The organism is Lactobacillus kimbladii, from assembly GCF_000970755.1.
GTDB classification, from domain to species: domain Bacteria; phylum Bacillota; class Bacilli; order Lactobacillales; family Lactobacillaceae; genus Lactobacillus; species Lactobacillus kimbladii.
Genome location: NZ_KQ034007.1, coordinates 1273663 through 1288938 on the forward strand (window position 1 = coordinate 1273663; position 15276 = coordinate 1288938).

General features: G+C 34.5%; 15 protein-coding genes. 3 read left to right on the forward strand and 12 right to left on the reverse strand.

Going from position 1 to position 15276, the window contains the following annotated elements; all coding sequences use genetic code 11:
* Positions 1–231: 231 nt before the first annotated feature.
* The 9 genes from JF75_RS06385 to JF75_RS06425 form a co-directional block, all read right to left on the reverse strand.
* Complete coding sequence (locus JF75_RS06385) at positions 232–969, reverse strand: DeoR/GlpR family DNA-binding transcription regulator (protein ID WP_046332331.1); 738 nt, start codon at positions 967–969, stop codon at positions 232–234.
* 66 nt (positions 970–1035) lie between these two features.
* Complete coding sequence (locus JF75_RS06390) at positions 1036–2409, reverse strand: PTS transporter subunit EIIC (protein ID WP_045928325.1); 1374 nt, start codon at positions 2407–2409, stop codon at positions 1036–1038.
* A 38-nt stretch (positions 2410–2447) separates the two neighbouring features.
* Positions 2448–3377, reverse strand: coding sequence for a sugar phosphate isomerase/epimerase family protein (locus JF75_RS06395; RefSeq protein WP_046332955.1), 930 nt, complete (start codon positions 3375–3377; stop codon positions 2448–2450).
* Positions 3378–3564: 187 nt separating this feature from the next.
* A complete protein-coding gene (gene murC, locus JF75_RS06400) occupies positions 3565–4875 on the reverse strand; it encodes a UDP-N-acetylmuramate--L-alanine ligase (protein ID WP_046332332.1) in 1311 nt (436 codons plus the stop codon).
* A 177-nt stretch (positions 4876–5052) separates the two neighbouring features.
* A complete protein-coding gene (gene ytpR / locus JF75_RS06405) occupies positions 5053–5700 on the reverse strand; it encodes a YtpR family tRNA-binding protein (protein WP_046332333.1) in 648 nt (215 codons plus the stop codon).
* 21 nt (positions 5701–5721) lie between these two features.
* Positions 5722–6042, reverse strand: coding sequence for a thioredoxin family protein (locus JF75_RS06410; protein WP_046332956.1), 321 nt, complete (start codon positions 6040–6042; stop codon positions 5722–5724).
* Positions 6043–6077: 35 nt separating this feature from the next.
* Entirely contained in the window at positions 6078–6737 is a 660-nt protein-coding gene (trmB, locus tag JF75_RS06415; protein WP_046332334.1) for a tRNA (guanosine(46)-N7)-methyltransferase TrmB, read from the reverse strand.
* 8 nt (positions 6738–6745) lie between these two features.
* Positions 6746–7942 (reverse strand): ABC transporter permease, encoded by a 1197-nt coding sequence (locus JF75_RS06420; RefSeq protein ID WP_046332335.1) that lies wholly within the window; start codon positions 7940–7942, stop codon positions 6746–6748.
* The gene (locus JF75_RS06425; protein WP_046332336.1) at positions 7935–8675 is read right to left on the reverse strand and encodes an ABC transporter ATP-binding protein; all 741 of its coding nucleotides are present in this window, start codon (positions 8673–8675) and stop codon (positions 7935–7937) included. The genes JF75_RS06420 and JF75_RS06425 overlap by 8 nt, the downstream gene beginning before the upstream one ends.
* Positions 8676–8765: 90 nt before the next feature.
* On the opposite strand from JF75_RS06425, the gene JF75_RS06430 reads away from it, so the two are divergent.
* The 3 genes from JF75_RS06430 to JF75_RS06440 all read left to right on the forward strand — a co-directional run bounded on the left by JF75_RS06430 (position 8766) and on the right by JF75_RS06440 (position 10561).
* Positions 8766–9197 (forward strand): HIT family protein, encoded by a 432-nt coding sequence (locus tag JF75_RS06430; RefSeq protein ID WP_046332337.1) that lies wholly within the window; start codon positions 8766–8768, stop codon positions 9195–9197.
* 9 nt (positions 9198–9206) lie between these two features.
* Positions 9207–9548, forward strand: a complete 342-nt coding sequence (locus tag JF75_RS06435) for a hypothetical protein (protein ID WP_046332338.1) — start codon at positions 9207–9209, stop codon at positions 9546–9548.
* A gap of 113 nt (positions 9549–9661) precedes the next feature.
* Positions 9662–10561, forward strand: a complete 900-nt coding sequence (locus JF75_RS06440; protein WP_046332339.1) for a peptidylprolyl isomerase PrsA — start codon at positions 9662–9664, stop codon at positions 10559–10561.
* A 48-nt stretch (positions 10562–10609) separates the two neighbouring features.
* Here the strand turns inward: JF75_RS06440 and JF75_RS06445 are convergent, their stop codons facing one another.
* The 3 genes from JF75_RS06445 to JF75_RS06455 are packed head-to-tail and all read right to left on the reverse strand — an operon-like array spanning position 10610 to position 15276.
* A complete protein-coding gene (locus tag JF75_RS06445) occupies positions 10610–11587 on the reverse strand; it encodes a 3'-5' exoribonuclease YhaM family protein (RefSeq protein ID WP_046332340.1) in 978 nt (325 codons plus the stop codon).
* On the reverse strand, positions 11580–14078 hold the full coding sequence (locus tag JF75_RS06450; protein WP_046332341.1) for an ATP-binding protein: 2499 nt from the start codon (positions 14076–14078) through the stop codon (positions 11580–11582). Before JF75_RS06450 ends, JF75_RS06445 begins: the two co-directional genes overlap by 8 nt.
* Positions 14065–15276 (reverse strand): metallophosphoesterase family protein, encoded by a 1212-nt coding sequence (locus JF75_RS06455; protein WP_046332342.1) that lies wholly within the window; start codon positions 15274–15276, stop codon positions 14065–14067. Before JF75_RS06455 ends, JF75_RS06450 begins: the two co-directional genes overlap by 14 nt.

Sequence of the window (15276 nt, forward strand, 5' to 3'; positions counted from 1 at the left end):
CAAGTTTCTTTATTCAACTACCATTTTAACAGTTTTTCCATGGATCTTGCATAATACTGATTTTTTAACAAATTAGTTATATTTAGTTTCTCTCTTAAGATTATCACTTCCTATTTTGCTTATTTCACTTTTTGTATAGGATTTTTAGAACTTTTTTAAACAAAAACATCAAACTCCTATTGGGTTTGATGTTTCTACTAAATATAATCTTAATTAACTTTTATGTTTTAGTTACGGACAAATAATCTTTGTTTCTTTAGCAATCTGAGAATCATTATCATTAGAAATTAGGATTGCGTCTTTTAATTCTAAAGCCTGAACATTTGAAGATACGCCAAACTTGCTAGAATCAGCCAATATAAAAGACTGTGAAGTTCTTTTTGCGATTAACTGCTTCTTTATTGCTTCATCAAATTGTGGTGTGGTGTATCCATTATTAATATCAACACCATTCATGCCAAAAAAAGCTTTATCAAAACGGAGCCTGGATAGTAAATCATTAGTTAATGCGCCAGTAAGTGAAGAAGTGACTCCGTTATAATTGCCACCTATTAAAACTATTTTAGCCTTAAAATTACCAACAATATGACATACTTGTGTATTTGTAGTATAAATTGTGATTCGCTTATTTTTTATTTTATCAAGAAGCAGAGTACATGTTGTACCTGAATCCACATATATTGCATTGCTATCATGAATCTCCTGGGCAGCTAAAGCAGCAATTTGTTTTTTCTCCTTTTGGTACTTATGTTCCTTTTTAGTGAATTCGACTTCTCCAGAACCGTTACTTAGCCTGACAGCTCCGCCAAATAAATATTCAATTTTTCCTTCATCTTCTAACGTTTTGATATCTCTTCTTAATGTTGAAATAGATACATTGGGTATTTGTTTATGAAGTTCATCCAGTTTGCTCAAATTTTTGTTTTCTAAAATTTTTAAGATTTGATTTTGTCTTTCGATCGGAAGCAATTTATTCTCTTCTCCTTATATGCATAAGTGTTTTGCTCCCTTAATTATACCCCATCTAACTTTATTTTAAGCAAGACGCTCATCTTTTTTGGTAACAATAAAGCCAAGAATGATTCCGACAATTACAGAAATCCCCAATCCTATCATCGCATTTAAGAAGTTATTGCTATTTTTAGCTACAAAAGCCGGAAAAGTTGTTACCGAACCAAAAACGAATGCGTTTGTAAATACCTTTGTTAGTCCTAGATAAGCTCCGCCAACGGCACCAGCAATCATTTGTGCTGCCCATATTTTTCTGTTTTTTACCAGTAAACCAAATAATGTTGGTTCTATTATTGCAGAAAGGCAAATTGTTATTACTCCAGTTAAAGAAAAGCTCTTTAGCTCTTTATTTCGCGTTTTAAGCCAAACTCCTATAGCAGCTCCGATAACACCAAAATTGCAGGCAAAGGTTAATGGACAAATAAAATCAAAGCCTTGTGTAGCAATATTATTAATCATTATTGGATTTACAGCCCAGTGAATTCCAAAAGATACCAGGAAACTCCATCCACCACCAACAACTACTCCAGCAAGCAGTGGAACATTTTTAATTAACCAATTAACTACATCTGCAACAAATTGACCACCATATACACCGAGTGGACCAATAACAATTACAGTCAGTGGCACCATAACTAGAAGACAAACGAGTGGCACAACCACAAGCTCCAAATCTTTACTGACGTGTTTATCTAACCACTTATACAAATATGAATAAGCCCAGATAGAAATTAAAATTGGAACTACTGTTGAATTGTAATTCATTAAAACAACTGGAATACCCAAGAATGAAGTCATTGCACCATTTCCATGGGTACCCATTAATTGAATGAAATCTGGATATAAAAGTGCGCCGGCAATTAATGCAGCAATGTAAGGGCTGACTTTAAATCTTCGTGCAGCCGAAAAAGCTAACAGAATGGGCAAAAAATAAAATACGGCTTTTGAAGCAGCAGTCAAGATGACAAAAGTACCACTTTTCTGACTGATCCATCCTATTTGGCTGCAGAACAAAAGTAAGCCATATAAAATTCCCGATCCTGCAAGGGCTGGAAGCAGTGGTGAAAAAATACCGGCAATTGCCGCAAATAAGGCATTGACATATCCTTTAAACCCATGAGGTTTGATTTGCGTACTAACTTCATTATCAGTACTTCCATTGACAAGCTTTTCAAATTCATCAAAAACTTTCGGTACTTCAAGACCAATTAATACCTGATATTGTCCACCACCCTTTGAAACATTAATTACACCATCTACTGCCTTTACTTTGGCATCATCAATATTTTCATTTTTTAAATTCAATCGTAACCTGGTTGCACAATGTGTCATATTAGAAATATTACTTGGTCCGCCAACGGCATCCAAAATACCTCGTGCAGTTTCTCTGTAATCCATTTTTTGCCTCCAAAAATACAATTTTTAAATTAAAATAGTTATTTTTTTATAAAATCTAACAATAGATCTCTTGCTTTTATTGCATCATTTTCATTAATCACTTTGTCTATTTTTTCCATGCCCACTCGGTCAAGCAGATTTAAAAAGTATTTCAACATTTCGATATTTTTACTAGTTTCTTGACTAGGGTCTTCGATTACTGGAGCTGTGTCAAAATAGTACATGCCATCAAAATGATATTTTTTCATATAATAGAGAAATTCTAAGGTTTTAAATGGAGTAACGGTACCGACCATTAAGCCGTCATCATGGACACCATAGCCGTCATTAATATGAACCCCAAATAATTCACCACGACTGGCAAAAATTTCAGATCCCATAGCCGGGTTTTCATGTTTCATTAGCATGTGACAATAATCTAAAAGAACGCCAAAGTTTTTACGGTTGATATCTTTTAGAATCATTCCCAAAGTTCCCATGCTGTCCACAAAAGCATAGGCACGGGGCTCATAAGGTTTATATTCAATACTAAATTTAATATCAGGCGCATAATCTGCGATTTCTTGACAAGCTTTGACAATTCTATGCCAAACTTTTAAATAATCAATTTGAAAGCTGTAGTCAAAACCATCATGAGCACTCCAGATATTAATCATTGAACCGCCAATCTCTCGGCAATAATCCACTGCCTGCTTACACATTTCAATTGCATCCTGATAGATCTTATCGTTTAAATTCCCGAGATCACCGTTAAGGTAATGACCTTCAAATCTCATTTCCATTCCGTTAGGACGCAAACCGTTTTCGTCTAACATTTTCTTCATGTCTCGTGCCGGAATCCCAATAGTCTGTTGAGGGAAATTAATATCTACATAATTAATTCCAACTTTTTTCAGTTCACCAAAAACCTTATCAATCTTATTGTCATAATGTGGCAAGTAAGCATTTAACCTTGTTGCAGTTTTTATTTCTTTCATCAATTCGTCCTCTTTTCACTTGTTATCGTTTACATTTTTATTATATTTCATTTATTTCCATTTATCAATCATTATTTTTCATTTTATTTAATTATATTTCATTATTTTTCACAAAATATCATAAATTTTGCGCAAAAAAATAGCCTTACTAGAGTTCTAGTAAAGCTATAAAGTTAAATTACAGTAACTTTTCTAAAGCATCTTCATATTTCTGAATATCGCCAGCTCCCATAAAGACGATCACACTATTTCTGTTTTGAGCAAGATCTGCAATGTTATCAAGATCTATCACTTCAGAACTAGGGATTTTAGCAACTAAATCACTACTTGAAATATCTCCATTGGCCTCTCTTGCTGAAGCATAAATCGGAGTCACATAAGCCTTGTCTACATCACGCAATATTTCTACAAAATCTTGCGCATATTTCTTCGTTCTGGAAAAAGTATGTGGTTGGAATACGACAACTAATTTCTTTTGTGGGAACTTTTGTCGTGCAGCCTGAATTGTTGCTTTCATTTCAGTTGGATGATGAGCATAATCATCAATAATATTGATATCACCGAAATCTTTTTCAGAAAAACGACGTTTTGCACCTTGATAAGTAAGTAGACCTTTTTGAATATCAGCTACAGGAATCTTTTCGGTGTAGGCAACAGCAATCACAGCTGTGGTATTTAAAATATTGTGATCACCAAAAAGATGTATTTCAAACTCACCAACTTTTTTGCCATGAGTCATAACCGTAAAGGTCGATCCTTCAGTTGTTCTTCTAATATTGACAGCTTGAAAATCGTCATTATCTTCAAAACCATAAGTATATTTGAGAACATCAGAATGCAAGTCTCTCAATCTTTCATTACCACCCCAGACAAATAGTCCTTTTTTAGTCTGGTCTGCTGCAGTTTGAAAAGCTGAAGTATAATCAGCCTGATCCTTAAAATAATCCGGATGATCAAAATCAATGTTAGTCATAATTTGATAATCTGGATGATAGGCTAAGAAATGACGTCGATATTCATCTGCTTCATAGACAAAGAAACGAGAATCCTTAACACCCTTGCCCTCTCCGTCACCTATTAAATAGGACGTGGGTGCAGCTTCACCCAATACATGGGCTAAAAGACCGGTAGTAGAAGTTTTACCATGAGTTCCCGAAACACCAATGCTTGTATGCATTTTGATAATTTCTTCGACTGTATCAGGATAACTTTGCCAGGTAATGTTCTTATTTTCACAAGTTTTTACTTCTACGTTGTCATCTTTAAACGCATTTCCTTTAACGATAATTTGTCCTGAATTTTTAATATTATTCGCACTAAATTCTTTAACTTCAATACCAGCTTTTTTTAGCGGTTCTTGGGTAAAAGTATACTTTTTAATATCGCTGCCAGCTACGTTAAAACCTAAATCATTTAACACTAAAGCTAAAGAAGCCATTCCAGTTCCTTTAATTCCGATAAACCAAATTTGCTTATTTTTATCTAACATTTACTGAACTCCAAAATTTTATCATTGCAGTTTATTTTACCATTACTGAGTCCAAAAAGCAGGATCATCAAAAAATTGCAATCAAATTTTAGCAATATGACGATAAAACAACTAATGCAATTGACATTCTTTTTGCAACAAAAAAGACCTTACCAAAACCTGATAAAGTCCTCAGTGTTATAAAGTAATCTGACCGCTTGCTAAAAGTTCATCACACTTTTCGGAATCAAAGGCCTCTCCAACAGTAAATTCATTAGGAACTACCATAATTCCACGCTTTTGCGGTGCATGAGCTAAACCCAATTCACGAGCAGAACAAATCATACCATAGGAATCCACATGACGGAGTTGACCTGGCCAAATCACTTGGCCATTAGGCATCAAAGTACCTGGCAAGGCAACAACCACTTTTTGTCCCTGCGCAATATTAGGTGCACCACAGACAATTTGATGTTCTTCACCATTGCCCACATCAACTTGTGTAACATGCAAATGATCAGAATCGGGATGTTTCTCACAACTTTTGACATAGCCATAAACAAGTGTTGGCTTGCCATAGGCAAGTTTATCAGTAAAACCAACTTCCGCCAGTTTTTCATTTAAAGCAGTTAAATCATCATTTGACAGCTTAACTTGTCCATCTGGTAACTTATCGTAGTCAATTAGTTGATCAACGTTAAAAAAGTTATAACCGGTAACATTACCCTTTTCATCAGTAATGCGTGTAACATCACCTTTTTCGTCATATGCACTTTTACCCTTGTCTTGACCTAAAATTACAATCAAGGTATTAGGATAACTTCTTTTATTAATACTAGTAATCATGAATCAATAATCCTCTTTCACTTAGTCAAGTGACCGTAAAAAGCTTTCAACCTCATCTTTAGTTTTACGATCCTTATTAACTAGTCTACCAATTTCTTGACCATCTTGGTAGACCACAAAGGAAGGAATACCCATGATATTCATTTCCTTAGCTAGGTCAACTGAGCCATCACGATCAATTTGATAAAATTTGCTATCGGAAAAATCTTTTTCGATTTCTGGCATGAACGGGTCTAAAAAACGACAGTCAGGGCACCAACCTGCTGAAAATTCCAAAACTACGCGACCATTTTTGGTAATAGAGTCTAATTTATCTTTGTTTAATTCTTTTATTTGTTCCATTTTGAAAAAACCTCTCATTCATCACTCTTACTTAATTATTTTACCCCAAAATCAGCATGCAAAGCATAAATTGGATTGCCCTGAGCTGCAAATTTGTGTTCATATTCAGTTTCAATATTGGCAGCTACAATTTCATCTTTTTCATTATGAAGATCAACTGACACAAAATCAAAATGCATCCCAAAATTATTCATGCTATGCACAGAATAGGCAAAAAGACCTGCATTATCAGTTTTAAACTCTATTTGACCATTTTCCTGCAAGACGGTTTGATATTTTTGTAAAAAAGACTTATAAGTTAACCGCCTTTTCTCATGCCTAGTTTTAGGCCAAGGATCACTAAAGTTCAAATAAATTTTACTTGCACTGTGACTATCAAAAAAAGAAGCGATATTTGCAGCATCCGCACATAAAATTTGTAAATTAGACAAATCTTTTGCTAATTTCGTCCGTAAAATCATGCCAGCTGCTGTCATTTGCAATTCCAGAGCAACAAAATTCTTTTCAGGATGCTCTTCTGCCATTGTGGTAATAAACTTTCCTTTGCCGGGCCCTACTTCTATCTCTAATGGTTTTGAAATATCAGCAAACCGTTTTGACCAATTAATTTTTTGACTTGGATCTGGTCGATCAATCACACTTTCCGGATGATCTTGTACCAGCTTTACAGCCCACGGCTTGTTACGTAATCTCATCTATTTTGCTACTTCCTTTTCTTTACTTTTGCAGGTAAGTATAACCTTAATACGCCCCAGCTGAAAACAACTAAACATCCCATTGCCACAAATAAGTGTAAATTAATCGGTAAAGTGATCAGCCAGGAAATACTGATTATAAGCCATTGAGCTAATAATATTCCTGCTAATGCGGATACTAAATCTAATCCCCGATTGGTACGCTCAATTGGATAAACACGATACATGATATTGTTATCGAATTCATCAACCATTGGTATTAACTGGTAAATAGTTAAAAAGACTACTAAGCATGATAAACATAATGCCCAAACCCAATTTTGTACCAGCCAGGAAATTAAAACTGCAAAAGCAGTCATCCGCACTATTAAATTGATATTTTCGGGGTTTCTAAGCTCTGAACGGCGATACAAAAATTTATGCGGATTTTCTGACGCTAAATTTTTAGGCAATAAAAAATCCAAATATTTCCGTCTTTTAATGTTGGTCTGTCTTTCTTTAACGTCTGTGAACATACTAAAAGCGTTGTAAACAACATTTTTGCGCTTTTCTTCTTGCCCCACCGCATATTGCCAGTCAAAAAGAGCTGCATGCAGCGGATTCAAAACTAAAATAAAAACAGCAGCAGCTAGCAAAATTGCGATTATGATCATGCTCTGTGGTTTAAACATTCCCCAACCCAACAAAAGCAGGAAAAGGATATTTAAAATTAAGATGGAAATTTTACGGTTAAAGTATAAATTATATTCCATAACTTTAAGCTGCAGCACCTTGGCTAAAAAAACAGCAAAAACAGCGAAAATATAATCTAACAGTCCAATCTTTGCCTTGATCGTGGCAAAAGGAAATATAATCCCCGCCATTAAAACCAAGCAAATTGTAGGTACAATCAAGCTGTAAATTAACATTGGTTGCAAATATGATGCTAAGTTTTCATCTTCGGGCAGTAAAAATTGTAAATCAGCTGGTTTTAGCAAAGTTACCAGTTTGCCTATTAAAAGTGGCAGCCATAGCAAAATCCCAACTAGTGGACGGTAGTACCACAGACTTTCAGGCATGCTTTTCATTGCCTGTGCGTACCAGAACATGAGCGCTCCAAAAAGAAAAATCAGAGCCAAGATGAAGAAATCATTAAAAACCAAAACTAGATATTTTAAAGATTGGCTTAAATTTTCCTGCAGCCTTCTTTTAGCCAAATCACGCATTTTGTTGCTCCTGACTTAAAATCTGGTAAATTTGGTCAAATGAATCTGTTTCCTTTAAAGCATAGTGCATGCGAATTTCAGCCAAAGTGCCAGCAGCTGCAATTTTGCCATTGTTTAAGACCGCGTAGCGTGAAACTGCTTGGACACTGTTAGCTAAAATATGTGTTGACATTAACACCATTTTGCCTTGATCAGCAGCGCTTTTGATCAATTGAACTAAATTGGCTACTGCTAAAGGATCTAGTCCAGTGAACGGCTCGTCTATTACAAGGAGTTCTGTATTTGCCAAAAAGGCACACACAATCATGACTTTTTGTTTCATACCCTTTGAAAAATGAATCGGCAACCAATCCAGTTTATCATCCAGCCTAAACATCTGCAGCAACTCATGAGCTTTTGCCCAAGCCTGCTTTTCATCTAACTGATAGCTGAGAATAGTTAATTGCAGATGTTCCTTCAAAGTCAGTTCTGAATACAAAACCGGTGTTTCGGGAATATATGCGACTTGTCTTTTAAATTTAGTAGGTTGAGCAGCTAAATCAATGCCATTGAGAGTAATTTTCCCTTTTTGTGGTCGTAATAACCCCAAGATATGTTTAATTGTTGTCGATTTGCCAGCACCATTTAGCCCAATAACTCCTAAAACTTCCCCTGGTTTAATTTCCAAGTTAATATCTTTAATGACTGGCACACCAATGTATCCACCAGTCAAATGTTCAATTTTTAAAGTCATAATTCCTATCTTTCTTTTAATGAATTTACTCATTTAATATGATAGCATGATATTAAAAGAAACTAAATTTTGAAATGAAGAGGTTTTAAAATGGAAGAATTAGATAAAGATTGCTTATTTTGTAAAATTATCACAGGTGAAGCCAACAGCTACACAGTTTTCGAGAATGATGACGTCAAAGCCTTCTTAGACTTATCTCAAGTTAATCCCGGTCATACTCTGATGGTTCCTAAAAAACACATCACTAACTTTTTTGATTATACGCCTGAAGATGCTCAAAGATACTTGCAGTATATTCCAACAATTGCCAATGCAATTAAAAAGTTTGACCCAAGAATTACTGGTATGAACATTAGTAGCAATAATGGCGCTAGTGCTAGCCAAGTAGTAATGCATTCACACATTCACTTTATACCACGCTTTGAAGGAGACGGTTTAAAGATTGCAACGCGCAATAATGCTGAAAAATATACTGAGGAAGATTACCAAAAAGTTGCAGCTGCAATTAGAGCCGAGTTCTAAGGTGACATGATGAAACATTTTAGTTTAGGTTTAGCAGTGGGAGCGGGTTTTGGCGTTGTTCTTTCACTATTTAAAGACCAAAATGGTAATCGTTTATTCCCATCGGTGCAAAAACAAATTAATTCAGTCAAAGAAGACATTAATGATCTTGCCATATCTAACAAAAAATTAAAGACTGCCAAGCAGGAGTTAAAAGAGTCTTTGCCAGAAGCAAAAAGAGCTATTTCTGAATTACAAAATGAGGTGGAATATTATCAAATAGGCATTAATCGAGTTATTGCCAGACTAAAAGGCAAAGCTTCAGCAATTAATCGTAATATTGAAAATGAAGCTGATAATTCTAAAAATTAGTAAAGAAACTGGCAATTTTAGCAAAAAACTTAAAAATAAAAACTAGAATTGCCAGTTTATGTTATATTAGTTGTCGGTGACTTAATTTATTAAGGATGTGGAGAATTTATTTTATGAAAAAATATATCAGAAAAGCAGCAGCTGTGATTGCCGTAGCAAGTATGGCCTTATCAACAGCGGCCTGTTCCAATGGCGGTAAAACCGTTGCTTCTTATAAAGGCGGCAAGATTACTCAGCAAGAATACTATGACGAAATGAAAAAGTCTCAGTCTGGTAAAACCGCCCTGGCAAACATGATTATCAATCGTGTTCTAGAGCAACAATATGGCAACAAGGTTTCAAAGAAGCAAGTTGATAAACAATACAATAATTACAAAAAGCAATACGGTAGTCAATTTGATGCCGTTTTGCAACAAAATGGCATGACTGCTTCAAGTTTCAAGCAAAACTTGAAAACAAACCTGCTTACTGAAGCTGCTTTAAAGGACATTAAGAAGATCTCAAAGAGTCAAGAAGATAAAGTTTGGAAAGATTATCAACCAAAGGTTAAAGTACAACATATTTTAGTTTCCAAAAAATCTAAAGCAGAAGAAATTACTAATGAGCTAAAAAATGGTAAAAGTTTTAAGAGTTTAGTGAAAAAGTATTCTTTAGATACAGGAACTAAAAACAATGAAGGAAAGTTGCCTGCTTTTGATTCTACTGATTCCAGTTTAGATCCTGCGTTTAAGAAAGCCGCTTTTAAATTAAAGACTGGCGAAATAACAAAGAGCCCAGTTAAATCTCAATCAGGTTATCACGTAATCAAAATGATTAAGCACCCTGCTAAAGGAACTTTTGCTTCACACAAAAAAGAGATTGATGACCAGATCTATCAGACGATGTCACAAGACCAACAAACTATGCATGATGTTCTAGCCAAAGTTATTAAAAAGGCTGGAGTTGACATAAAAGATAAAGATCTAAAAGATGTCTTAGCTTCTTATGTTTCTACATCTACTGATAAAAAATAATTATATTAAAGTATATTAAAAGAGTTCAAGCATGCTTGAACTCTTTTTTTACTCTAATTTATGAGCCTTTCCTAGTGATTCATCTGTTTTGGGTCTATAAAATTTACGGCCGCCTTGACTCATTATATTATCGGTAAAGTTACCAGGACGAGTGTGCTGTAAGGCATTGGTGATAGCATAAACAGATGCGTCCAAATCATCTATGCGGTGCAATAACTCGGCTTCAAGTAAAGCAGGTAACTTAGGTGAGCCATATTCAAATTTACCATGATGAGATAAAACCATATGCCGTAGGAGCAACAAGTCCTCAGATTCTAAATCAATTTTAAGCTGTTGAGCCGCGAGCATAATTTGTTCATCAATTAAAACCAAATGTCCAATCAGGTTACCTTCAGTTGTATATTGAGTCGCAGCCGGACCGGTTAATTCGAGTACTTTGCCCATATCATGGAGAATACAGCCGGCATATAACAAAGAACGGTTAATTTGCGAATAATTATCAGCTAAACCTTTTGCATCACGCAGCATCGATACAGTATGGTAGGCTAATCCACCACGCACTGCATGGTGGTTACTCTTACCAGCAGGAAATTCAAAAAAACGTTTATCCCATTTTTTTAATAAGAATCGTACGATCCTGTTCCAAGTAGGATTCAGTATCTCAAAGACATATTGGTTTATTTCTTCTTTCATATCAGCTATTTTTTCAGGAGCTGATTTGATAAATTGCCTAAGATCATACCCTTCTTCGGGGCCCACAACACGCAAACTATAAATCTTTATTTGTGGTTGTCCCTGATATTCTTCGCGCTTGCCATCAAGCTCAACAATAGTCCCTGCATTAAATGTTGCAGCATCTTGATCATTTGCATCCCAAAAATTGCCGCGAATTTCACCAGATGAGTCACTAAATGACATTGCTAAATATAGTTTGCCTTTTTTTGTATGTCTTAATTGAGAATTATTAATTAGCACAACCAACTCTAGTTCTTCGCCATCATTATAATCCAGCAAACGTTTATACATTTTTAGTTCCTCTCTTAAAAGTTAGCGGTTGTATTCGCAATTTATCAACAAGACTTGTTTGCGCAGTAAAAATTAATACCTGATTGTTTCTAGCAATTGCTTGAAGCAGCTTTTCAATTTCATCAACTCTGTGATCATCAAAATTAACAAAAGAGTCGTCTATTAAAATAGGTAAATTTATTTCATCTCGTATTTGTTGAATAAAAGCCAGTTTTAACGCAAAGTATAATTGTTCAGAAGTTCCTCGTGAAAGATATTGCACTTCTATTTTTTTACCATCAAAACGAGTAACCGTTATTTTTTTATCAATTTCAATATTATTATACCGGTTATCCGTTAATAGTCGCAAATATTCTTTAGCAGTAACCAGCATTTTGGGAAAGCGTTCATTCGAAGCTAAATCAAGAGCACGACTAATCCATTTGGCGGTAAATAGGTCAGCCAAATATTCAACGCTCAAATTTTTCAATCTTGCCTTTAAGTTAGCCAGCTTTTGCTTTTCCACGAAAACAGCTGTTGAGTTTGCCAAGTTTTCCATTTTGACTTTTATTTCAGCTGCTTTTCCTTGTAAGTGATTAATATTTTCATGAACTGCAGAAATTTTTGACCTTAAATTTGCAAGTTCAGTTTGATTTTCCGTTTTATTTTTAGCATAACTTTTTAATTCACTCAAATCATTTTGCAAATTTGTCTTAAGAGCATCGATCTGGTTTTGTATTTCATCCTGCTTTAGCTTTTGTTTTTGTATTTGCTCATATTCAGCTAAACTAGTAACTTGAGCCTTTGCCAGAACCATTTTTAGCTTAGTTTCATTTTCAGTTAGTTCATCTTTATTTTCAGCCAAACTATTTTCCAAGCTAGTTTGCCTTTCTCGACGTAAACGTTCTAAATTTATTTTCTTGGTCAGTTGATCCAGTCCATTCAAAATATCTGCAAAAGTATTTACAGTTTGCTTCAGTTCATGTCCTAATTGAACTGCTATCGGCTTGACTAATCCTATTAATTCAGTTTTTCGCTGATCATTTCTTTTTAGATTTTGAATTAATACTTGATATTGTCGCCATTCATTAATTAAATTATTTATATCTAAATTGATGGGCTTAATTCCATATCGTTTTTCAAAGGTTTGTCTTTGTTGCCTTATTTTTTCATTTTGCTCTGTGGCAATTTTTACTGCTTTTTGCGTTTGCTTTTGCTGGTAAGAACCAAATACTACTAGAGCCAATCCCATACCAACAGCTAAAAAACCAAAAGCTCGTGCAATAAACAACAAAATTAAACCGACTACAAAAATAACGCCACCAAATAAAAGATACTGCTTAGAATTACCATTCTTACTCTGCCCAATCTTCAATTCCTTTTGGGGTAGTTTTTGATAGTCTTCTTGCAGTTTAATAATTTCTTCTTGCTCCATTCCCACAATCTTATTCAGATTGGGATCGAGTGCAATAAGTTGATTTTGCTCATCTTTAATTTGTTCATCTTTTTGCAAGCAGTTACTATATTCTGATTGCCATTGCAATATTTCCGGCTTTTTTTGAATAAGCTTTGAAACTGCTGTATTTTCTTCAGGATCATCAGAATATTCATTTAACTTTGCTATGATTTTTTGTTGTTTTTTATGCAAAGATTCAGCATGCATTGTTAAAGTTTGTGCAGACTGAAACTGCTCTGAATCAAAATTAATTGTTCTAACTTGATTTTGCAAATCTTGCAATTTTTCGTAACTCGGAAAAAGTTTTTGAATCTTATCTAAACTGTCATACTCTTTTTGTAATTCAAGTTCTTTTTGCTCTTCTTGATGTTGCAAACCTTTTTGCTTCTTAAAATTGTCATTGAGTTCTTGGTAAACCGAAAATTCATTTTCAGAGTTACTGACTTCATTTTCTTGTTCTTTAATTTCTAACAACAATTGGTTAATAGGCGGCTTTCTACCAGTCTTTTTGAACAAGGCGTCAGCACTTTTAGCAAAATCGTCACGTAAAGTTATCAGACTGTCGCTATTAGCCGCACCCAAATAATAGATACGTTCCATTAAGTCTTTCTGCTTAATCTGATCAACTTTTGCCAGCATATCCTGATTAAAAATAAAACTGTCAGTATAAAATTTACCATCAATATTTTTAATTTGATCAAAAAAAACACTTTCTGGTATAACCTGATTGTCACATTTAACAGTCAGAGTGCCAGCTTTTGACCCTTTACCCTTTGCATAAAGTCTTTCCAATTGATAATGCTGACCATTTTCATTTTCAAAAAATAAAGACCCACCCATTGGACTAACTTGTGCCAAAGGAGTATAGTTCTCAAAAAATTCTGAACCCTGATTGGCAAGGTGGAAACCAAATAAAATCTGCTTAATGAAGGCAACGACGGTACTCTTTCCCGCTTCATTTACCCCATAAAAAACATCAATATTTGAATTTGTTAAGTCAAAAGTAAAGTTTGAAAATTGACCAAAATTAACTATTTGAATTCTAATTAATTTCATCATTAGCTCCTTTCAATTTACTATTCAACTTAACTTCAGCGAGTTGCTTCACTTCCTGAGCAAATTCAGGGTCTTGGGCTAAAGTATCAGTATAATCAGATTTTAAAGCCCAAATTTTGCTTATTTGAGCAAATTGTTCAGAACTAAAAACTTCTTTTTCAGCCTGTTTAAAGTATTTTTGATCATTAGAAGCGATTTCTAAATTATCCCCATTAATAAACCTCACATCTACCAATTGTGAATCGTGAGTCAGTTTTCTGGAAATCATTTGCCAAAAATCACTGTCTTGAACCAATTCTTTTTCTTTTTCATTCAAAAAATCAGCACCCTTAATTTGCAGACAAAAATAAGTAGTTGATATTGCGGACAAACAATTAATAACCATATTTTCCAGTTCAGTTTTTGTCATTGGTTGTGTTAATTCAATTTCTTTTTTACTCCATGTAATAGAATTAGTCTGCACAAAATGAATCTTAGTTTGTTTTGTTTGCTCATCAATAGTTCCTAAATAGCAACCTTTTGGGCCGGTTTCATTAATGTGACGCCCTTGGATATTTCCCGGGTATACAATTAATGGCGTTTCGGACAAGACTTGTCTTAAATGAATATGACCCAATGCAAAATAATTGTAATTGAGATTTTGTAACTCACTCAAACTAAAAGGCGCATAAACATTTTGTGCACTTGCACCAGCTCTTTCCTGTGCGTGCATGATCCCAAAGGTATAACGATTGCTTTTAGCAGGAAACTGCGCTGCAAAGTCTTCATTAATATGATTTGCCAAATATGAAAAGCCTGTCACGTCATACTCAAAACCATTTTTTGTTTTATAAGAGACAGTTTCTACTTTTTCACCATTACCCAATAATTTGAAATAGGGACTTTCAGCGACCAGCAAGTCTTCTTTTGCCATATGATCATGATTACCAAAAATCATAATTACCTGAATCTGCGCATTGACTAGTCGCTCAATTTCATGGGCAAAAAAAATTTGTGCACTGGGAGTTGGCTTGAAACTATCAAAAGTATCCCCAGCAATTAATACTAAATCTACCTTTTCTTTCAGAGCCAGATCTACAATCTTAGTTAAAGATTGCATTGGAGCATTTTGAATCTGCTTAAAACTCTCAGATGGTAAAAAAGATAGCCCCAAAAATGGACTATCTAAATGTGCGTCAGCAAAATGGATAAATTTCAT